The 19,827-nt window shown below is 63.0% G+C and carries 16 protein-coding genes; 6 read left to right on the forward strand and 10 right to left on the reverse strand.

From position 1 onward, the window contains the following. Positions 1-131: 131 nt before the first annotated feature. Complete coding sequence (locus CWS72_RS03345) at positions 132-1,454, forward strand: DNA recombination protein RmuC (protein WP_101249133.1); 1,323 nt, start codon at positions 132-134, stop codon at positions 1,452-1,454. A 329-nt stretch (positions 1,455-1,783) separates the two neighbouring features. On the opposite strand, the gene CWS72_RS03350 is transcribed toward CWS72_RS03345, so the two are convergent. Continuing rightward, complete coding sequence (locus CWS72_RS03350; protein WP_101249134.1) at positions 1,784-2,311, reverse strand: hypothetical protein; 528 nt, start codon at positions 2,309-2,311, stop codon at positions 1,784-1,786. 171 nt (positions 2,312-2,482) lie between these two features. After that, positions 2,483-2,821, reverse strand: coding sequence for an arsenate reductase (glutaredoxin) (arsC, locus tag CWS72_RS03355; RefSeq protein ID WP_101249135.1), 339 nt, complete (start codon positions 2,819-2,821; stop codon positions 2,483-2,485). Positions 2,822-2,910: 89 nt separating this feature from the next. Between arsC and CWS72_RS03360 the strand changes: the two genes are divergently transcribed. From CWS72_RS03360 to CWS72_RS03370, 3 genes are all read left to right on the forward strand, one after another. Next, complete coding sequence (locus CWS72_RS03360) at positions 2,911-5,154, forward strand: mechanosensitive ion channel domain-containing protein (RefSeq protein WP_101249136.1); 2,244 nt, start codon at positions 2,911-2,913, stop codon at positions 5,152-5,154. A 270-nt stretch (positions 5,155-5,424) separates the two neighbouring features. Then, entirely contained in the window at positions 5,425-6,249 is an 825-nt protein-coding gene (locus CWS72_RS03365; protein ID WP_101249137.1) for a PstS family phosphate ABC transporter substrate-binding protein, read from the forward strand. After that, complete coding sequence (locus CWS72_RS03370) at positions 6,246-8,015, forward strand: ATP-binding protein (protein ID WP_101249138.1); 1,770 nt, start codon at positions 6,246-6,248, stop codon at positions 8,013-8,015. Before CWS72_RS03365 ends, CWS72_RS03370 begins: the two co-directional genes overlap by 4 nt. Here CWS72_RS03370 and uxaC read toward each other — a convergent pair. From uxaC to CWS72_RS03400, 6 genes are read right to left on the reverse strand one after another with little or no spacing between them, the layout of a single operon-like run. Continuing rightward, positions 7,993-9,408, reverse strand: a complete 1,416-nt coding sequence (gene uxaC, locus CWS72_RS03375; RefSeq protein ID WP_101249139.1) for a glucuronate isomerase — start codon at positions 9,406-9,408, stop codon at positions 7,993-7,995. The genes CWS72_RS03370 and uxaC overlap by 23 nt on opposite strands. A 3-nt stretch (positions 9,409-9,411) precedes the next feature. Next, on the reverse strand, positions 9,412-10,185 hold the full coding sequence (locus CWS72_RS03380; protein WP_101249140.1) for an SDR family NAD(P)-dependent oxidoreductase: 774 nt from the start codon (positions 10,183-10,185) through the stop codon (positions 9,412-9,414). Then, positions 10,182-11,390 (reverse strand): UxaA family hydrolase, encoded by a 1,209-nt coding sequence (locus tag CWS72_RS03385; RefSeq protein ID WP_101249141.1) that lies wholly within the window; start codon positions 11,388-11,390, stop codon positions 10,182-10,184. The genes CWS72_RS03380 and CWS72_RS03385 overlap by 4 nt, the downstream gene beginning before the upstream one ends. Then, complete coding sequence (locus CWS72_RS03390) at positions 11,383-11,712, reverse strand: UxaA family hydrolase (RefSeq protein WP_101249142.1); 330 nt, start codon at positions 11,710-11,712, stop codon at positions 11,383-11,385. Before CWS72_RS03390 ends, CWS72_RS03385 begins: the two co-directional genes overlap by 8 nt. A 19-nt stretch (positions 11,713-11,731) precedes the next feature. Beyond that, on the reverse strand, positions 11,732-12,397 hold the full coding sequence (locus CWS72_RS03395; RefSeq protein ID WP_199175527.1) for an RraA family protein: 666 nt from the start codon (positions 12,395-12,397) through the stop codon (positions 11,732-11,734). A gap of 20 nt (positions 12,398-12,417) precedes the next feature. Beyond that, positions 12,418-13,728, reverse strand: coding sequence for an MFS transporter (locus CWS72_RS03400; protein WP_101249144.1), 1,311 nt, complete (start codon positions 13,726-13,728; stop codon positions 12,418-12,420). 158 nt (positions 13,729-13,886) lie between these two features. Here CWS72_RS03400 and CWS72_RS03405 point away from each other — a divergent pair, with 158 nt between their 5' ends. Next, a complete protein-coding gene (locus CWS72_RS03405; RefSeq protein ID WP_158240488.1) occupies positions 13,887-14,660 on the forward strand; it encodes a FadR/GntR family transcriptional regulator in 774 nt (257 codons plus the stop codon). Positions 14,661-14,691: 31 nt separating this feature from the next. On the opposite strand, the gene CWS72_RS03410 is transcribed toward CWS72_RS03405, so the two are convergent. Further along, the gene (locus CWS72_RS03410) at positions 14,692-15,813 is read right to left on the reverse strand and encodes an enolase C-terminal domain-like protein (protein ID WP_101249146.1); all 1,122 of its coding nucleotides are present in this window, start codon (positions 15,811-15,813) and stop codon (positions 14,692-14,694) included. 185 nt (positions 15,814-15,998) lie between these two features. Between CWS72_RS03410 and hcp the strand changes: the two genes are divergently transcribed. Further along, entirely contained in the window at positions 15,999-17,633 is a 1,635-nt protein-coding gene (gene hcp / locus CWS72_RS03415) for a hydroxylamine reductase (RefSeq protein ID WP_101249147.1), read from the forward strand. 327 nt (positions 17,634-17,960) lie between these two features. On the opposite strand, the gene CWS72_RS03420 is transcribed toward hcp, so the two are convergent. Then, positions 17,961-19,781 (reverse strand): EAL domain-containing protein, encoded by a 1,821-nt coding sequence (locus CWS72_RS03420; protein WP_241911550.1) that lies wholly within the window; start codon positions 19,779-19,781, stop codon positions 17,961-17,963. Between the last annotated feature and the right edge of the window lie 46 nt (positions 19,782-19,827).

The following is a 19,827-nucleotide window of genomic DNA, read 5'->3' on the forward strand; positions in this document are numbered from 1 at the left end:
TTGCCCCGGCGGAAAGATTTGACGCTTCCCGGGGTGCGGCGTACATGATGGCCGAGAAGATCAAAGGGGGAACAAATGATTCTCGTCCGCTTGCCGGTATTCGCCGAGACTAGGTCGTGAGTGGCGTTACGATGGATTGGATCCCCTACGCCAATATGGCGCTGTCCGCCCTGGTCCTGCTGGTTCTGGCCCTGTTGCTGGCCCGCCGGGGCGACGACGGCACGGCGCGTCTGCTGGACAGCCTGGAACGGCTGGAACGGCGACTGCGCGACGAGATGGCCGCCGGCCGCGAGGAACAGACCCAGGCGGCGCGCGGCTTGCGCGAGGAGGTGGCGGTGACGCTGAAGGGGCTGTCGGAGCTGCAGAAAGGCACCCTGGACGCCTTTGGCGCCCAGATGGCGCGGCTGACCCGGACCCTGGAACAACGGCTTGAGGCCTTTTCCCGTCAGATCGGTGAAATGACCAAGGTCAACGAACAGCGGCAGGAGGCGTTGCGCGCCACCGTCGAACAGCGTCTGACGAAGTTGCAGGAAGACAATTCCGCCCGCCTGGAACAGATGCGCCAGACGGTCGATGAAAAGCTGCAGGGCACGCTGGAAAAACGGCTGGGCGAATCCTTCAAGCTGGTTTCCGAACGCCTGGAGCTGGTGCACAAGGGCTTGGGCGAGATGCAAAGCCTGGCCAACGGCGTCGGCGATCTGAAAAAGGTCCTGACCAATGTGAAGACCCGCGGAACCTGGGGCGAGGTGCAACTGGGCAATCTGCTCGAACAGGTGCTGACCAGCGAGCAATATGCCGCCAACGGCATCTGCAAGGAAGGATCGGCCGAACGGGTCGATTACGTCGTCCGCCTGCCCGGCAAGGGCGAGGGAGAGGGCGAGGTTCTGCTGCCCATCGACGCCAAGTTCCCGCAGGAGGATTACGAGCGTCTGCGCGACGCCGCCGACCGTGCCGACGTCGACGGCATCGAGATGGCCTCGAAGGCCTTGGAATTGCGGGTCAGAAGCTTCGCCAAGGATATTCGGACCAAATACATCAATCCGCCGCGGACCACCGACTTCGCCATCCTCTTCCTGCCGACCGAGGGGCTCTACGCCGAGGTATTGCGCCGGCCGGGCCTGACCGAGCAATTGCAGCAGGATTATCGGGTCAATGTCTGCGGCCCGACCACCCTGGGCGCCCTGCTGAACAGTTTGCAGATGGGGTTCAAGACGCTGGCCATCCAGAAGCAGTCGAGCGCGGTCTGGGAAATTCTGGGGGCGGTGAAGACCGAGTTTGGCAAATATGGCGAGGTGCTGGACAAGGTGCAGAAGAAGCTGACCGAGGCATCGGACAGCATCACCCATATTTCCGTGCGCAAACGCGCCATCGACCGCAAGCTGCGCTCGGTGGCCGAGCTGCCGGCCGGAACGGCGCAAACCCTTCTTGAGTTGGGTGGCCCGGACGAGGAATAAGGTGGCGCCGTTATCGCGGGCTCTTCGTCCCGTTGCCTCTGGTTTCTCAATGGCCAGAAAGGCACCCCGGATATTTTGAACCACCAAGGCACCAAGGCGTCTTTCGGACCATCCGGTGGCGGCCAACCTGCGCCGCAGGCATTCGGCCGACAGCCGATGACAGGACGGGAAAATGCCAGTGGCACACACCGCCACCTTGGTGTCTTGGTGCCTTGGTGGTTGATCAAAAGCCGGAGCGCACCGGAACCATCAAAAGGACGAGGCGCATCCGGCCAATTGCCAACTTACCCAGACGCCTGGACACCAAGCGCCTGGGTTTGGACCACAGGCTAGCGCAACTGCCAGTCGGTGAAGTCGGAGCCGCCGTTTGTCGGCGTGCGGCAAAACGACATCTTCCAGGAAAAGGACGTGTTCTTCGGATGGACGCTGTCGAAGGCGAAGGCTCCGTCCTTGACCACGGGCACGCCTTCGGCACCGCTGGCGGTGGCGTTGGCCTCGACACATTCCGCCGTCTCGGTGGCCTCGTGACGCGTGGTGCGCACCGTCACCTTGTAGGTTGCGTTCTTCTCTTCCGCGACGTTTTCCGTCGCCTTGCCGGGAGTTTCCTCCTCAAGGCGGCTCATATGCGCTTTCACCGTCTTCAGGGCCAGATCCTTGAGCAGGCCGCTGGTCATCCGATTCTCGGGGGCATCGGCCGAGGCGAAGAAACTATCGATGTTCTTCAACACCGTTTCGACGATGGGAACCGACAGATTGTAGCGGCGCGCGATATCGCCTGTATCACTGGCTTGCGCCGAAGCGGCGGCCAGGAGAAAAACGGCGGCCGGCAACACGATGAATTTTGTCAGGGCGGGCATTGTGGGCCTCGGATGAAAATAGGATCTCGAAGACAAAGCTTCCGCTTGGTGTTAGTCGGGGGCGGAGGGCCTGTCAATCGTTAGCGCGCGTCCGGACACAACTGCGACAGGCCGTCAATCCGGACCGCGCTTCTCCCGCCGGAAGCGGAGCGGGGGCGTCGTCGTGGAATTCTAGAGGATTTCCAGCACCTTCTCGGGCGGCCGACCCACCCGCGCGCGGCCGTCGGCGACGACGATGGGACGTTCGATGACGATCGGATGGGCGACCATCGCCGCGACCAGATCGTCTTCCGGCAGGCCGGGATCGACGCCGTTCTCGGCAGCTTCCTTGCGGCGCAGAACCTCCTTGGCGGAAAGGCCCAGCCATCCCAGAATCCGTTTCAGTTCGGCCGCCGTGGGCGGGGTCTTCAGATATTCGACGACGGTCGGATGGATGCCTTTCGCCTCGATCAATTTCAAGGTATCGCGCGACTTGCCGCATTTCGGGTTGTGGTAGATGGTGACGGACATGAGCCATTGTTCCTTGCAATGGACGTGGGATCGCCTTTATTTGAGGCTAAACCCCCGAAGAGAGAACACTTAAGGTTTAACGGTTTGCCATGGCCCGTCTTTGCGTACAAGTGATCCGTCGATTTTTCTCCATCCTCGCCCTCGCCACGCTTCTGATCGGTTGGCAATGTCTGTCGGCCCCTGGAGTTTTCGCGGCCAACGGCCAGACCGGGGGAAGCGACCAGCCGGCGGCGGTGAACAAGGCCGATGTCGATCACCTGGTCTCGGTGATCGAGGATCCGCAAAGCCGGCAGCGTCTGGTGGCCAATCTCAAGCTGCTGGTCGCCGCCGACAAGGCCGGGCAGGACGAGGACCCGGGGCTGCTGGGTCTGATCTCCGAGAAAATCCAGGACATCAGCGACGATGTGCTGGCGGCGGCGACGGCGCTGGCCGACGTGGGGCACATGGTCAATTGGATGAGCCGTCAGGTCGGCGATCCGCGCCTGCGCGCCCAATGGGCCGATGTCCTGATGAAGCTGGCCGCCATCTCCTGCGGAGGATTCGTCGCCGAATGGCTGGCCAGGCTGGCGCTGTCGCATCCCCGCCGGTGGCTGGAAAATCATCGGATAGCCAACCGCTGGCTGCGCATTCCCCTCGTCTTCGGCCGCGCCTCGTTGGATTTGCTGCCCATCGCCGCCTTCATCCTGGCCGCTTACGTCCTGCAGTCGATTCCCCTGTTGGCGCAGGCGGGCGATGCCCGTCAGGCGATGATCATGATCGTCATGGCCTATGTCCTGGTGCGTTTCAGCCTGGTCCTGGTCCAGGCCATCCTGATGCCGGGAAGCGCTTCGATCCGGCTGGCGCCGTTCGATGACGAGACGGCGACCTACCTGTTCATCTGGGCGCGCCGTCTGACCTTCACCGGGGTCTGGGGCTATTTTTTGATCCAGGCGTTGAAATTGCTCGGCCTGCCGAAAAGCGGCTACAACTTCTCGCTTAAAATTCTGGGTTTGGTGGTAGCGACGCTGCTGGTCATCCTGGTTCTGCAATTGCGTCAATCCGTCGGAGCCTGGATCCGCAGCCGTGGGACCCGTACCGCTCTGTCGGGCAAGATCCAGGCCCTGCGGGACCGTCTGGCCGACATCTGGCATGTCCTGGCCAGTCTTTACATCATCGCCTCGTTCGCCATCTGGGCTTTGCAGGTCAAGGGCGGTTTCGAGTTCATCGTCGAGGCGTCGGCGCTGACCTTGGTGATCCTGATCGCAGCCAATCTGCTGGTCGGCGCCCTGGCGCGGCTGGTCGAGCGGGCCTTTTCCATCAGCGAGGATCTCCGGGCCCAGTTTCCCCAGCTCGAGGACCGCGCCAACCGTTATCTGGCCATCATGCACAACATGGTGCGGGTGGTCGTCTCCATCCTGACCCTGTTGGCTCTTGCCCAGGCCTGGGGGGCGAACACCCTGGCCTGGCTCAGTTCGGATCTCGGACGGCGGTTGCTTTCCAGCACGGTATCGATCGTCGCCGTGCTGGTCGGCGCCCTCATTCTGTGGGAGGTGGTCAACGCCGCGATCGAGCGCTATCTGGCGGGGAATGGAAGCAACGGCCGGGCAGTCGAGCGTAGCGCCCGCGTGCGTACGCTGCTGCCGCTGTTTCGCAACGTGGTGATGGTCGTGCTGATCGTCGTGGTGGCCCTGATCGTGCTTTCCGAACTGGGGATCAATACGGCGCCCCTGCTGGCCGGTGCCGGGGTGGTGGGCGTGGCCATCGGCTTCGGTTCGCAAAAGCTGGTGCAGGACGTGATCACCGGCGCCTTCATCCTGTTCGAGAACACCATCGCCGTCGGGGATCTCGTCAAGATCGGCGAGCATTTGGGAACCGTCGAGGGCATGACCATCCGCACCATGCGGCTCAGGGCGGGCAATGGCCAGGTCCATACCCTGCCGTTCAGCAGCGTGGCCAGCGTGACCAACCTGAGCCGCGATTTCGGCTATCACGTCTTCGAGATCGGCGTGTCCTACCGGGAAGACACCGACGCGGTGATCGCGGTGATCCAGAAATTGGGCGAGGAGATGCATGCCGATCCCGAAATCGGCGCACAGATCATCGATCCGATCGAGGTGTTCGGCATCGACAAGCTCGCCGAATCGGCGGTGATCATCAGCGGGCGGTTCAAGACCCAGCCCGGCAAGCAATGGGCGGTCGGACGCGAGTTCAATCGCCGCGTCAAGAAGCGCTTCGACGAGTTGGATATTTCCCTTCCCTATCCGTCGACCACGCTTTACTTCGGGGAGGACCGCGACGGCAAGGCGGTCCCGATTCACGTCGAATTGAGCGGAGACGCCAAATCCGCAGGCTAAGGGCTTGGGGCGAAATTATCGCTCCAAGCCCTTAAGCCCGAGCGCGCCTGAGCTTGGCCGAAGCCGGAGGCGCAGGCATCATATGAACCCTTAGGCTCTGGAGCGATTGTTTCGTCCCAGAGCCTAAGGACTTGGGACAGAATAACCACTCCATGTTCTCAGGGACTCGTGACGGACAACATCAATCCAGGGTAGAATTCTCAATCCATCGGGCTGAGTTCCGCTTGCGGCCCAGGCCCTTCGCGGTTTCACGTCAAAGTGGGGGGTACCATGATCGGTCGCGCATTTCTGAGCTGGGTGATCGGGGGCCTCATGGCCTGCGGGGCAGGCTTTCCCGTTCGAGCCGACACTGTGACGATCGGGGGGACGGGGTCCGCCACTCCGATCGTGCGGACGCTGTTCGACGCTTTCCATCAGGACAACCCGGACGCGGCCCTTAATTTGGTCTCCCCGCCGCTGGGATCCGGGGGCGGGTTGAAGGCCCTGGCGGAGGGGCGCATCGACATGACCGTCGTGGCGCGCCCATTGAAACCCGAGGAAAATGCCGTTTTCGGGTCGGTTTTCGAATGGGCCGCGACGCCCTTCGTGTTGGCCTCGCCGAACGGACGGCATGGAAGCGGCTTTACCATCACGGAACTGGCGGCCGTTTATCAGGGCAGCCTGGCGAATTGGGATTCGGGGGCGCCGATCCGGCTTGTGCTGCGCACGCTCGACGACAGCGAGGCGCGCATGCTGGCGGGGATGTCGTCGGACATGGACAAGGCGGTCCGTGACTCGGCGCAACGGCCCGGCATGGTGATCGCCATGGACGATCTGGAAGCGGTCGAGCTTATCGCCCGCACGCCGAACGCCTTGGGGGGGACGTCGCTGGGATTGTTGCGCTCCGTCGGGGTCCCGGTGAGCGCATTCCCAATCAACGGCGTGACGCCGTCCGTCCAGTCTCTGAAGGACGGATCCTATCCCTGGCGCAAGACGCTTTGGGTCGTCCTGCCGAAGGAGCCCAGCCGGCCAGCGCGGCAATTCGCCGATTTTCTGCGTTCCGACAAGGCGTCGTCGCTGTTGGCGCGCTACGACTATCTGCCGGTCGGTCGATGATGATCGCCAGTTATGGCGCCATGGCGAGACGCATTTCGCTGCTGACGACCTTTCTGGCGGTGATGATCCTTTGGGTGCCGACGACCATTTATGGTTTGGCGGTCTATGACGGGGCGGCCCATTCCCTGGATACGAGTCTCCGCCTCCAGGTTCTCGCCTTGGAGCAGGTCATCGCCCAGCAACCCGATTATTGGCAGATGAATCCGCAACGGCTGAGTGCCGGCCATGCGATTTACGCCGTGCCCGAGCAATATTACCGGGTCCTGGGCAATGACGGAAAAGTCATTTTCACCGACGGTCCATCCTTAAGCTGGGACATGGTGCTGAAGTCCCGGCCGTTGCATGACTTCGGCCGTCCCGTCGGCCGGATCGAGGCCGCGGTTTCCATTTTTCCGCAGATCATGATCGGTTTCGCGGTGTTCCTGGGAAGCCTGGGCGCCGCCTGGTTGATCTGGAGTCCGGTGCGTCGCCTGCCGCTGGCGGCCCTTGCAGCGGCGGAGGCGGCGGAGGCCGGCAACCGCGCCAAGAGCGAGTTTCTGGCCACCATGAGCCACGAGATCAGGACTCCGATGAACGGATTGCTGGGCATGGCTGAAATGCTGACCAGAACTGCTCTCGATCCGCAGCAGCGTTTCTATGTCGATACGCTTGATAAATCGGGCCGTCACCTGCTTGGTATCATCAACGAAATTCTCGACTATTCGAAGATCGAATCCCGGCGCGTCGAACTGGACATTTCCGAATTTGATCTCAATGCCCTGATCGAAGATTGCGGCGCCTTGTTCGTGCCGGCGGCGCGGACCAAGGGAGTGGAGTTGACGGTCGTCCTGCCGTCGGGGGCGCCACCCATCGTTCGGGGCGATCCCCTGCGCCTGCGCCAGATCGTCGTCAATCTGCTCAACAACGCCGTGAAATTCACCGAGCGGGGACGGATTTCCCTTCGTCTGGATATGAAGGCCGCGGATCCCGGACGGATTTCCTTCGATCTTTCCGTCTCCGATACCGGGGTCGGCATCGCGGCGGAGGCGGTAAGCCACGTTTTCGAACCCTTCGTGCAGGAAGACGCATCCTCAACCCGCAAATTCGGGGGAACGGGCCTGGGGCTGGCCATTTGCCGCCATTTGGTTCAATTGATGGACGGAACCCTGACGGTGGAAAGCGGGCTTGGCATCGGTTCGACCTTCCGTGTTTCCCTCACCCTTGACCGTGGCGAGGGCGTTTCGTCGGCCGCCCTTCCGCCGACGACCCTTCCCGCGACCCGTCCCGACGACTGTCCGACGTTGTCCGGACATGTGCTGCTCGCCGAGGACAATGAGGTGAACCAGCTTCTGGCGAAGGCTTTGCTGAACAGCCTCGGTCTCGTGGTGACCGTCGCCGGGAATGGAGGGGAGGCCGTTTCCCTGTGCGGCTCGGGTGTTTTCGACATCGTGCTGATGGACTGCCAGATGCCGGAAATGGACGGATTCCAGGCAACCGCGGAAATTCGCCGCATGGAGGCGGGAGGCGATCGGCATGTCCCGATCATCGCGCTTACCGCCAATGCCTCCTCCGGTGATCGCGAGACCTGCCTGCGTGCCGGCATGGATGACTATCTTCCCAAACCCTATTCGCGAATCCAACTCGCCGCGGCGCTCGGCCGATGGGGGCTGGTCGGAACCCGGTCGCCGGACGGCCCGGTTCCCGTCACCTCACCCCCATCTAACATGTTGAAAAAAGAACTTTTTTCCCAAGACCCCTCCGACTCTAAAGTTTGTAGGCGGCCTTGACCAGGCGGTAGGCCAGATCCTGGGCGACCTCCAATGCCTCGTCCTTATCCAGGCGGTGTTCGGCCACCAGACGGCCCAGGAAGCCGCAATCGATGCGCCGGGCCACATCATGGCGGGCCGGGATCGACAGGAAGGCCCGGGTGTCGTCGTTGAAGCCGACGGTGTTGTAGAAGCCGGCGGTCTCGGTGACCTGCTCGCGGAAACGCCGCATGCCTTCCGGGCTGTCGTGGAACCACCAGGACGGACCCAGCTTGAGGGCCGGGAAGTGACCGGCCAGCGGGGCGAGTTCCCGGGAATAGCTGGTCTCGTCCAGGGTGAAGAGGATGATGGTGAGCCGGCGCTCGTTGCCGAAACGGTCGAGCAGCGGCTTCAGGGCGTGGACATAATCGGTCCGCATCGGGATGTCGTCGCCCTTGGCCTCGCCGAAGGCACGCTTCACCGTCGGGTTGTAGCTGCGCCAGGCGCCCGGATGGATCTGCATGGTCAGGCCGTCCTCCAGGCTCATACGGGCCATTTCGGTCAGCATCTGGCCGCGGAACAGTTCGGCGTCCTCGGCACTGGCGTTGCCCTTGGAGACGCGGGCGAACAAAGCCTCCGCCCCGGTCTTCGACAAATCGGCGGTGAAGGCCGTCGGATGGCCGTGGTCGGTCGAGGTGCAGCCGCCGTTCTCGATGAAATAGCGGCGCCTCTCGAAGAGGGCGTCGAGATAGCCGGTCCAGCTCTTGGTGTCCTTGCCGGTGATCCTGCCCAGTTCGGCCAGATTGCCGACGAAGTTGGGGTAATCGGGATCGACCACGGGGTCGGGGCGATAGGCGGTGACCACCCGGCCCTTCCAGCCGCTGGCCTTGATCTTCCTGTGATGGCGCAAATCGTCGAGCGGCGATTCGGTGGTGGCCATCACCTCGATGTTGAAGCGCTCGTAAAGGGCGCGCGGCCGAAATTCCGGCCGTTCCAGGCGTTCGGCGATATGGTCGTAGATCTTGTCCGCATTGGCGGCGCTCAGGCGTTCCTCGATGCCCAGGACCTCGTGGAAGGCGTGGTCGAGCCACATGCGCGACGGCGTGCCGCGCAGCAGATGAATATTTTCGGCGAACCGGCGCCAGATCTTGCGTTTATCCATTTCCAGCGGGCCGCCGTCGATGCGGGGCACGCCCAACTCCTCCATCGGCACGCCCTGGCTGTAGAGCATGCGGAAGACATAGTGGTCTGGCACGATGAACAGGCTGGCCGGGTCGGGGAATGGCTCGTTATCGGCAAACCAGGCGGGATTGGTGTGACCATGCGGGCTGACGATCGGCAGCCCGGCGATGGACTTATAAAGCGTGCGCGCGGCGTCGCGCGATGCCGGGTCGGCCGGAAACAGCCGGTCGGGATGAAGCGTGAGCGCTGTCATGGTCTAAAACCCTTGCGAGGCGCCGCCGTCGACGGGCAGCAGGACGCCGGTGACGAAACGTGCGGCGGGGGAGCAGAGATAAACGGCGGCCCACCCGATATCGTCGGGTTCGCCGAAGCGCCCCATCGGCGTCCGCGAAAGGATCTTGTTGCTGCGCTTCTCGTCGCCGTCGAGCGCCTTGCGCAACATCGGCGATTCGATCCAGCCGGGGGCGATGGCGTTGACCCGGACATTATGTTCGGCGACTTCCGCCGACAGGCCGCGCACCATGCCGAGATAGGCGGACTTGGCCGCCGAATAGGCGATGACCAGGGGCATGCCGATGATCGAGGTCATCGAGGCGGTGAACAGGATGCTGCCGTGCTTCGCTTCGATCATCGCAGGTAGGACATGGCGCGTCAGATTGTGGGCGGCCAGGACATGGGTGTTCATCAGGGCGCCGAAGGCCTCGACCGTGGTGTCCACCGCCGCCTTTTTCAGATGGATGCCGGCATTGTTGATCAGGATGGAGATCGGTCCGACCTGCTTGGCGATCCGGCCGACCAGGGCCTCGACGGACGGAAAATCCGTGATGTCGGCCACCTCGTAGCTGGCCGCCGGTCCGATTTCGATGCAGGCATCGCGCAACACGGCCTCGCGGCGGCCGACGATGACGACCTTGGCTCCCGCCTTGGCCAGGCAGTGGGCCATGGCCAGGCCCAGTCCGCTGCCTCCTCCGGTGATCAAAGCCACCTCTCCATCGAGGCGAAAGACGGTCGTCGCGGAATCCTTGGTCATAATCTGCAACCCTGTTCGATTGTTGGCGTGTCTTGATGCTTGTACATGACGAAATATTCCCGGTGGCCCAGCGCCTCCGGCTTGCTGGGGCGGCCCGAGGCAGTGACGGCGATCAGCTTACCCAGTTCGTCTGCCGCCGCCTCCAGGCTCAACTCGCCGGCCAGGACGCGGCCGGCGTCGAAGTCCATGTCCTCGGCCATGCGTTGGAAGGTCCGGCTGTTGCCGGTGACCTTGATGAGCGGCGAGACCGGAGAGCCGATGACGCTGCCCCGTCCGGTGACGAACAGCACCAGTTGGCTGCCGCCGCTGATCAGATCCATTAACCCTTCGGTATCGTTGGGATTGGTGTAGCCGAACATCATGAAATGGTCGTCCGGCACGCTGTCCATGATCCATAAGCCGGGGAAGGGGGGGCGCTGTCCGACCTTGATCACGCCCTGGATGGGGCGCGATCCGCTCTTGGCGAAGGCCCCCATGCTTTTTTCCTCGATGGTGGTGAGGCCACCGGCGAAATTCCCTGGCGAGACCGAATATTGGCGGACCTGCCGGCAATAGCGCACCGCCTTTTCATAGGCGCTCTCCAACTGTTCGCGGGCCTCCGGCGTGGCGGCGCGGTCAAGGATGATCTCCTTGAGGCCGATCATCTCGACGATTTCCTCAAAGATCGCCGTGCCGCCGGCATCGACCAGACGATCGAAGAAGGCTCCGACCACGGGATTGCCGACCAATCCGCTGGTGCCGTCGGAACCGCCGCATTCGCAACCGACGGTCAAATCGGCCAATCCCATGGGGACGCGGGGTGTCTCCCGTTCGATCCGCCGGCGCAAATCGCCGACGATCCGTTTGCCTTTTTCGATGGAACTTCGCGTGCCGCCGTTTTCCTGAATGGTGAACCAGGCGGCGGGACGCCCGCTTTTCCCGGTCATCCCGGCGATCTTCTCGGCCTGCGTATATTCGCAGCCCAATCCGACGGCGAGGACCGCTCCGACGTTGGGATGACGGGCGAGGGACAGGATCAGGCGGATGGCGTATTGATTGTCATAGCAACCGGGAAAGCCGATGACATGGGTATCGGTTTCTCCCTGAGCGATGGCGTGGGCGACGTGGCTCGCGCATTCGACGGTGTAGACCACCAGCACGAGATTGCGGATGCCCTTGCGGCCGTCGGCCCGTTGAAAGCCGCTCCACAGCGGAAGGTCATTCATATTTCATATCCGTGGCGGCCCCCGAATGCGGATCGAGGGTGCTTGAACGCGTGTCGAAATTGCTGCGGCAGTTGTGCAGATGAACCCAGGCGCCCCGGGCGATGTCCCGGCAGGCGGTTCCGATCGGCACGCCGAATTTGACGATGGTTTTCCCGGCCGGGATATCCGCCAGGGCCACCTTGTGGCCAAGCTCGACGGCTTCGGTCAGCCTTACCGTGGTCGCCTCCCCGCCGCCCCAAACCGGCACGTCGCCGGGCGGGGCGTCGGACAGCAGCGTGGCTACATTGTCCTGGGGGTGGATCCTGAAACAGATGGCCGTCATGTCTCCGTCCCTGGTGATTTCAGAGGATACCGTATTTGCGGAAGGCGTCGGTGCTGGACATGCCCGCCTCGATCTCCTTGCGCACGGTCTTTTCGCCCCGCGCCTTGGCCAGGGCCCGTTCGATCACGTCGGCCTCATGCCGTGCCGGAACGACCAGGACGCCGTCCAGGTCGCCGAACAGCAGATCGCCCGGTTCCACCCAGACGCCGCCGATTTCGATCGGACAACGATAGTCGACGACCTTGGTGCGGACCGAGGAGTCCTGCGCGAACCGTCCACGGCTGAACACCGGCCAATTCTGTTCGAGGACCATCGGCGTGTCACGATGGAAGCCGTTCACCACGGCGCCGGCGGCGCCGCGATGCTTGGCGGTGGCGGTGAGGATCTCGCCCCAGTAGGCGCAGCGCATGTCTCCGCCACTGGCCAGATAGATCTCACCGGGATGCAACTGGTCGAGAGCCTCGGTCAGTTTGCCGAAGGGTTCGGCCTGACGGCCGAACACGTCGATCATGACCACCGGCATGGCGCGCCCGACCAGTTTCATCTCTTCCCGCAGGGGTTGGATGGCCTGCGGCAGGAATTGATGAAAAAGGCCGAGATCGTCGAGGATGTCGCCCACCACGGGTGTGTAGAGTTCGCGGCGGACGACGTCGAACAGCTCCGCGTCGGTCATAGCTTTACCCACGTCTTTTCCTCCCCCCTTGCTTAAACGTCGATGCCGGCCGCGGTCTTGCCGCGTTTCGGCAAAATGAGATGCATCACCAGCACGGTGGACGGATAGATCACCGAGGCGGCAACGAAGAGGACCATGTAATTTCCGTTGGTCGCGTCCAGGATGCGGCCGATGGCCAGGGCCATGAACATGCCCATGATGCCGCCCGCGAAGCCGCCGAGCCCGACCACCGAACTGACGGCGTTGGCTGGCACGGTGTCCGAGACGATGGTGTAGAGATTGGCGGCGAATCCCTGGTGGGCCGCCGCGGCCAGGCTGATCAGCAGGACCGCCGCCCACATGGAGGAAACCTGCGAGACCATGGCCACGGGGACGACGCAAAGCGCCATGATCAGCAGGGCGATCTGCCGGGCCTTCAGGGTCCGCATGCCGCGCTTGATCAGGTGGGACGACAACCAGCCGCCGCCCACGCTGCCGATGTCGGCGAAGGCGTAGATGGTGACCAGTGGCGCCATGGCGGCCATCATATTGATGCCGAACTGCTTGTTGAGATAGCCGGGAACCCAGTTCAGATAGAACCACCAGACCGAATTGACCATCAGCATGCCGGCGACGAAGGCCCAGGTGCCGCGATAGGCGAACAGGGACAGCCAGGGCACGCGCTGCGTCGGAACAATGGGATCGCTGCGGATGTAGGCGAGTTCCCGCTCCTTCAGCCGTTTCTGCTTTTCGGGGTGTTCATAGAGAACCATCCAGCAGATCACCCAGACGAAACCGGTGGCCCCTACCACGACGAAGGCGAGTTGCCAGCCGAAGGCCATCACGATGAAGGGCAGGATGATCGGCGTCACCACCGCGCCGATATTGCTGCCGGCGTTGAAGATGCCGGTGGCCAGGGCGCGTTCCTTGGCGGGAAACCATTCCGCGATGGTCTTGATCGACGCCGGGAAGTTGCCGCCCTCGGTGATGCCGAGGCCGCCGCGCATGATCTTGAAGCCCAGCACGCTGCTCATCAGTCCGTGCAGGCAGGCGCACAGGCTCCAGCCGGCCACGGCGATGGGCAGGCCGATCTTCACCCCGACCTTGTCCATGAAGCGTCCCATGCCGGCGTAGCCCAGGGCGTACATGAAGGAGAAGACGGCGACGATGTCGCCGAAGTCGGTCTCGGTCCAGCCCAGGTCCTTCATCAAGAGCGGTTTCAGCAGGCCCAGGACCTGGCGGTCCATGTAGTTGATGGTGGTGGCGAAGAATAAGAGGGCGCAGATCGTCCATCGGTAATGGCCGACCTTTTCGGTGACCGTGGCGATGATCCCCGGCGCCGTTGGATTGTTGGCGTTCGACATTTCTCCTCCCTAGAGCATGCGCACCAAACCTGTATGACAGGTTTGAAGTGTGCCCGATTCAATCCTGTCAGACAAGTTTTCATTGCGGGGTGCGCTTGCAGGTCGCACCTTTTTGAGGTGGGATGAGACCCGGCAAGTTTTACGAAGGTGTATTGTCCGTGACCGAACAACCGAAACCGCGACGCGGGGAGTTATCCGTGCCGCGGCGGGAAAACAGCGAGACCCTGGCCAACCGGGTCGTTTCCTATCTGCGCGAGCATATCGCGGCCGAGGGGCTGCGTCCGGGGGCGCGCCTGCCGAGCGAGGCGAAGATCTGCAGCACGCTGGGTATCAGCCGCCCCATCGTGCGCGAGGCCTTGCGGACCCTGGCCGCCACCGGGCTGATCGAAATGGCGATGGGCAAGCGGGCCCAGGTCAGCGCGCTGGATGGCGCCGTTTTGCAAAGCGTCATCGAAAACGCCGTGCTGACCGGACAGGCCGATGTCTGGCATGTGATGGAAATGCGCCGCGGCATCGAAATCTCGATGGCCGGTCTGGCCGCCGAACGGCGTTCGGAGAAAATGGTCGGGGAATTGACGGCGATCGTCGAGCGGATGTCCGGTAAGCTCGACAAAATCAAGGATTACACGGAACTCGATATGCGGTTTCATCTCGCCTTGGCCGAGGCGGCCGACAATCCCCTCTATCTGATGTTGATCGAGGCCTGCCGGCAGATCTTCGAGACCTCCATGCTGATCGGTATCGAGCGTTGGTCGGAAACGCCGGAACTGAGCCGCGTCCAGCAATTGCACGAAGGAATCCTGGCGGCGGTCGCCGCCGGCGATTCCGTGGCCGCCAGCCAGGCGATGGCCCAGCATTTCGACAACGCCGTCCGCGTGATGTTCGGCAGTCGTCCCGTCGAGGCGCCGCCGCTGCCGGTCGACGCCGGATAGGGCGCGGGGCGAAATTATCGCCTCCCCGCCCTCAGGCCCGAGTGACGCTTTCCCTGTGCGACACGCACAGCCCGTCGATGGCGGCCCAGTCGAGTTCCACCCCCAGACCGGGAGCTTCCGGCACTCTGGCGTCGCCGTGCCCGTCGATCGGCAGGGCGCCCAGCATGGGAAACTGGAACGCTTCCTCGGGCACGAACAGCTCGAAGAATTCGCAATTGCGGATCGCGCAGGAGACGTGAAGGTTCGCCACGTCCATGAAGGCCATGGTGGTGGTGTGGATCTCACAGTTGAGGCCGAAGGCTTCCGCCAGATGGGCGATCTTCATGGTTCCGGTGATTCCCGCCTTCCATGAAACGTCGGCGCGGACGATGTCCGCCGCCCGCTGGGCGATGGCCTGCGCGACGCCCCAGGGGCCGCCGCGAGTGGTTTCGGTGGCCGCCACGGCGATGTCGAGGGAACTGCACAGGGCCTGGTATTTATAGAGCTCGAAATCGCGGAAGGGTTCCTCGAACCATTCATAGCCAAGCCGTTCGAGATCGCGGCCGACGCGGATCGCCTGGTCCAGGCTATATTCGCCGACGGGATCGGCGAACAGCAGCATGTCCGGCCCGACCGCGTCGCGGACGGCGCGGTGGACCTCCATGTCCCGGCGCCAGGGCCCCGGGCCGTGGACCTTGTAGCCGGGGATACCGCGACGCTGATAGGCCCGCGCCTCGGAGACATATTCGTCGGTCGTTTCATGGAACAATCCGCTGGCATAGGCCGGCAGCCGGTCGCGGTAGGCGCCCAGATAGCGAAACAGCGGCAAGCCTGCGGCCTTGGCCGCGAGATCCCAGAGGGCGACGTCGATGGGGCCGGGCAGATAGACCGGAAAGAAGGTCAGATGGCGATCGAGCGTCCAGAGATCGTGCCAGATACGCTCTCTTTCCGTGACATCCCTGCCCAGCACCACCGGGGCGATGTTGTCATGGATATAGGCTTCGGTCACTTTGCCGGAACGCGCCGCCAAAGCCGAGGCGAGGCCGGACAGGCCGCTATCGGTGTTCAGCCGCAGCACCACGACGTCCCAGGGCATGTTGCCACCCGCCCGGCTTTCGGGAAATAGAGACAGATCGCGGCGGCAATGCCAGGTCTCGACACCGGTGATCTTCATGGCAACCTTCCATCGTGCAAACCTGTAAGACAGGTTTGCACGATGTGACAAAGAGCCGCCCTTGGCAATCCCTTTTCGCTTTTTTTGCGAGAAGGCGGCGGATTTGCGTTTGACCATCGTCAAGGCCGGTGGTCACCCCCCTGGATTATCCATTTGACCATTATGGTTTAAGACAGGGGTTCGAGATGTTTTGCTATCAATGTGAACAGACGGCGCATGGTACCGGTTGCGTCGATCGCGGCACCTGCGGGAAGACGGCAGAGGTCGCCGCTCTTCAGGACGTTTTGCTGCGCAGGGCGATGGGTCTTTCGGTCTGTGCCCTCGCCCTGGCCAGGGCCGGCCATCCATTGGTCGCCCTCGATGCGTTCGTCGAGAACGCGCTGTTCACCACGGTGACCAACGTCAACTTCGACGCCGATAGTCTGGAATCCCTGATTGGCGAGGCGAACCGTCTGCTGGCCGAATCCCGTGACGCGGTGGGGCGGGCGGGCCTGCGGAACGCCCTGTTCGGACCGGCGCTGGCCGAAGGCTCTACCGATCGCCAGGCGTTGCTGGTGGAAGCGGCGGAAATCGGCATCGACGCGCGGCGTCAAAATGCCGGTGTCGATGTCGTCGGGTTGCAGGAACTGCTGACATACGGGATCAAGGGCATGGCCGCCTATGCGCATCATGCGCGGATTCTCGGCCGTCATTCGGCCCAGGTGAACAGCTTCATCCACGAAGCGCTGGAGGCCTTGGCCAAGCCGGTCGTCGCGATGGACCAGTTGCTGGCCCTCAACCTGCGCTGCGGCGAGGCGTCGCTGGCGGTGCTGGCCCTGCTCGACGAGGCGAATACCGGCGCCATGGGCAATCCCGAGCCCACATCCGTCCTGATGGGCCACAAGCCGGGCAAGGCGATCCTGGTGTCTGGGCACGATCTGCGGGATCTGGCGAGTTTGCTGGAGCAGACGGCCGGGCGCGGCATCAATGTCTATACTCACGGGGAGATGCTGCCGGCGCATGGATATCCCGAACTGAAAAAACATTCCCATCTGGTCGGCCATTTCGGGGGCGCCTGGCAGGATCAGCAGCGCGATTTCGCCGCCTTCCCCGGGGCCATCCTGATGACCACCAACTGTCTGATGCCCCCGCGCGAGGCTTATTCGGGGCGTCTCTTCACCAGCGGCGTCGTGGCCTCGCCCGATATCTTGCATGCCCCCGACCATAAGTTCGACGCGGTGATCGCCGCCGCGCTGGCCGCTCCGGGCTTCCAGGAAGCCTCGCCGGATCGCCGTCACACGGTCGGTTTCGGTCATCATGCGGTTACGTCCGTGGCCGGCGACGTGGTCGCCGCCGTGAAAAGCGGCGCTCTCAAGCATTTCCTGTTGATCGGCGGCTGCGATGCCGCGACGGCGGGCCGCAGCTATTACTCCGATCTGGCCGCCGCAGCCCCCAAGGATTGGGCCGTGCTGACGCTGGGGTGTGGAAAGTTCCGGGTCATCGACCGGGTGGAGGGGAACATCGGAGGATTGCCGCGTCTCCTGGACATGGGCCAATGCAACGACGCCTACTCGGCGATCAAGGTGGCGGGGGCCCTGGCCGAGGCTTTCGGTGTCGGCCTGAACGAACTGCCGCTTTCCCTCGTCCTGTCCTGGTACGAGCAGAAGGCGGTCACCGTTCTGCTGGCCCTGCTGCACCTGGGCGTGCGCAACATCCGTATCGGGCCCAAGCTGCCGGCCTTCGTCACCCCGGCCATCCTGAAGGTGCTGGTCGACAATTTCAACGTGATGGCCATCGGCACCGTCGAGGGCGATCTCGCCGCCATGGGGGCCGCCGCCTGATCTGGAAGGAAGAATCGGCCACGGGGAAGACCCGTGGCCGTCGCCTTGGGTTTTCAGTACTTCTCGGGTGTTATCCCCGCCTTCCATCCCAATCTGTGCTTCCCTTTGACCGATTGCGACGGATCATCCCGAGGGTAATTAGGCTGCTCCCGAAGGTGTAGTCCATACCGGGCCCTTGTGCCAAAGACGTACAGAGGAATACGGGACAGGCGCAGATGATGTTGTGCGCCTCGTCGGGTGGTGCTTTTTCGACGCTGCCACGGAATGGCCGGGTTTTATAGGAAGTCTTCGTGTCGCCGTGGCGGACGGGTTAGCCGGCGATTTTCATCATTTTGGCCCGTCCTGAACCCAGGGGTCGGCCAGGGTGACCAGGCGGGCGTACTCCTCGGCCGGCAGGGCGCGGCTGAAATAGAAGCCCTGGCATTCGTCGCAGGCCAGGTCGCGCATGAAGGACAACTGCTCGGCGGTTTCGATTCCTTCGACATTGACCTTGGCGCCGATGCCGTGACCCAGGTTGACGATGGCGCGGACGATGGCGTCGTTGCCGGGATGATGATCGAAATCGACGACGAAGCTGCGGTCGATCTTCAGTTTGTCGACCGGAAAATGACGCAGGTAATTGAGGGACGAATAGCCGGTTCCGAAATCGTCGATGGCGATGCTCAGGCCCATGTCGCGCATTTCCCGCAGAACCTGCACCGAATAATCGAAATTGGTCATGGCGATGGTTTCGGTGATCTCGAGCTGTAGTTGCGCCGGGTCGACGCCTGTCTGCTCGATGATGCTGCGGATGGTGTCCAGCAGGTCGGGATGTCGGAACTGCGCGGGTGACAGATTGACCGAGATTTGTAAGGGCGGCAGGCCTTGGCTGTGCCAGGTCTGGATCTGCATGCAGGCGCGCAGCAATACCCAGCGGCCCAGCCGGAAGATCAGTTCGCTGCGCTCGGCGACCGGAATGAAAATACTGGGCGGGATCGATCCGCGCTCGGGATGGAACCAGCGGACCAGCGCCTCGGCGCCCAGGATGGCGCCGTTTTCCAGATCGACCAGCGGCTGGTAGTGCAGGCACAATTGATCGGTGGCCAGCGCATGGCGCAGGTCGCGCTCGATGGCCTTGCGGTTTTGAACCTCCTGGTCCATCTCGGCGACATAGAAGTGATAGCGCCCCCGGCCTTCGTTCTTCGACCGGTAGAGCGCCAGATCGGCGTTCTTCAGAAGATCCTGGGCATCCGGCCCGTCGTCGGGAAAAATCGTGATGCCGGCGCTGACGCCGCTGACCACCTCGTTGTCGTCGAGGCCGAAGGGTTCGGCGATGTTGCGGATGATGGTTTCCGCCACCGTGCTGGCGCCATCGGCATCGGATAGATTGGTCAGCAGGACGGCGAACTCATCGCCGCCCAAACGGGCCACCGTATCGGTTTCCCGGACGCAACTGAGCAGCCGCTTGGCCACAGCGCGCAACAGCAGATCGCCGACGGGATGGCCCAGCGTGTCGTTTACTTCCTTGAATTTATCGAGATCGAGCAGCAGCAGGGCCATCATGCAGCCGCTGCGGCGCGCCTGGGCCAGCGCATCGCGCATGCGCTCCTGGAACAGGACGCGGTTGGGCAGGCTGGTCAGGCTGTCGTGATGGGCCAGATGGTGGATGCGTGCCGCCGCCAGCTTGCGTTCGGTGACATCGCGGCCGATCATGACCAATCCCTTGCGGCCGCCGTCGCCGTTGAACAGCGGTACCTTCTGGATATCGAAGATCTTCTCGCCGCCTTCCAGCAGGGGAATGGTCTGTTCGAAGGAAATGGGCCGCCTGTCGTTCCAGGCCTGTTCGTCCGTGGTTCCGCATGTGGTCATGAAGCGTTCGTAGAACGGCGATTGCCGGCTGAGCTCCTGCGCGGTGCGGTTGACGTAGTCGTTGGAGTCCAGGCGGAACAGATCCAGGTAGAAACGATTGGCCACCAGGCAGCGGTTGTTGGCGTCCTTGAAGCAGACGATATCGGGAAGGGCGTCGATCAGCGTGGTCAGCCATTCCTTTTGCAGACGCAGATCTTCCGCCGAGCCGGTGTCCGATTGGATGGCCTCGGCCAGATCCTCCAGCGAAAAAGGTCGTTTGGAACCGGCGCAATCCGTCACCTCGCCGTAGCTTTCCGGCACGATGTCCCTTTCGCTGTTTGGGAAGGAAGTCTGAACAGAAAAATCC

It is taken from the genome of Telmatospirillum siberiense (assembly GCF_002845745.1).
Lineage (GTDB): Bacteria > Pseudomonadota > Alphaproteobacteria > Rhodospirillales > Magnetospirillaceae > Telmatospirillum > Telmatospirillum siberiense.

Excerpts from the sequence above, each read along its gene's own strand:
- CWS72_RS03345 (WP_101249133.1), top strand. The coding sequence starts at position 132 with ATGGATTGGATCCCCTACGCCAATATGGCGCTGTCCGCCCTGGTCCTG.
- CWS72_RS03350 (WP_101249134.1), bottom strand. The coding sequence starts at position 2,311 with ATGCCCGCCCTGACAAAATTCATCGTGTTGCCGGCCGCCGTTTTTCTC.
- arsC (WP_101249135.1), bottom strand. The coding sequence starts at position 2,821 with ATGTCCGTCACCATCTACCACAACCCGAAATGCGGCAAGTCGCGCGAT.
- CWS72_RS03360 (WP_101249136.1), top strand. The coding sequence starts at position 2,911 with ATGGCCCGTCTTTGCGTACAAGTGATCCGTCGATTTTTCTCCATCCTC.
- CWS72_RS03365 (WP_101249137.1), top strand. The coding sequence starts at position 5,425 with ATGATCGGTCGCGCATTTCTGAGCTGGGTGATCGGGGGCCTCATGGCC.
- CWS72_RS03370 (WP_101249138.1), top strand. The coding sequence starts at position 6,246 with ATGATGATCGCCAGTTATGGCGCCATGGCGAGACGCATTTCGCTGCTG.
- uxaC (WP_101249139.1), bottom strand. The coding sequence starts at position 9,408 with ATGACAGCGCTCACGCTTCATCCCGACCGGCTGTTTCCGGCCGACCCG.
- CWS72_RS03380 (WP_101249140.1), bottom strand. The coding sequence starts at position 10,185 with ATGACCAAGGATTCCGCGACGACCGTCTTTCGCCTCGATGGAGAGGTG.
- CWS72_RS03385 (WP_101249141.1), bottom strand. The coding sequence starts at position 11,390 with ATGAATGACCTTCCGCTGTGGAGCGGCTTTCAACGGGCCGACGGCCGC.
- CWS72_RS03390 (WP_101249142.1), bottom strand. The coding sequence starts at position 11,712 with ATGACGGCCATCTGTTTCAGGATCCACCCCCAGGACAATGTAGCCACG.
- CWS72_RS03400 (WP_101249144.1), bottom strand. The coding sequence starts at position 13,728 with ATGTCGAACGCCAACAATCCAACGGCGCCGGGGATCATCGCCACGGTC.
- CWS72_RS03410 (WP_101249146.1), bottom strand. The coding sequence starts at position 15,813 with ATGAAGATCACCGGTGTCGAGACCTGGCATTGCCGCCGCGATCTGTCT.
- hcp (WP_101249147.1), top strand. The coding sequence starts at position 15,999 with ATGTTTTGCTATCAATGTGAACAGACGGCGCATGGTACCGGTTGCGTC.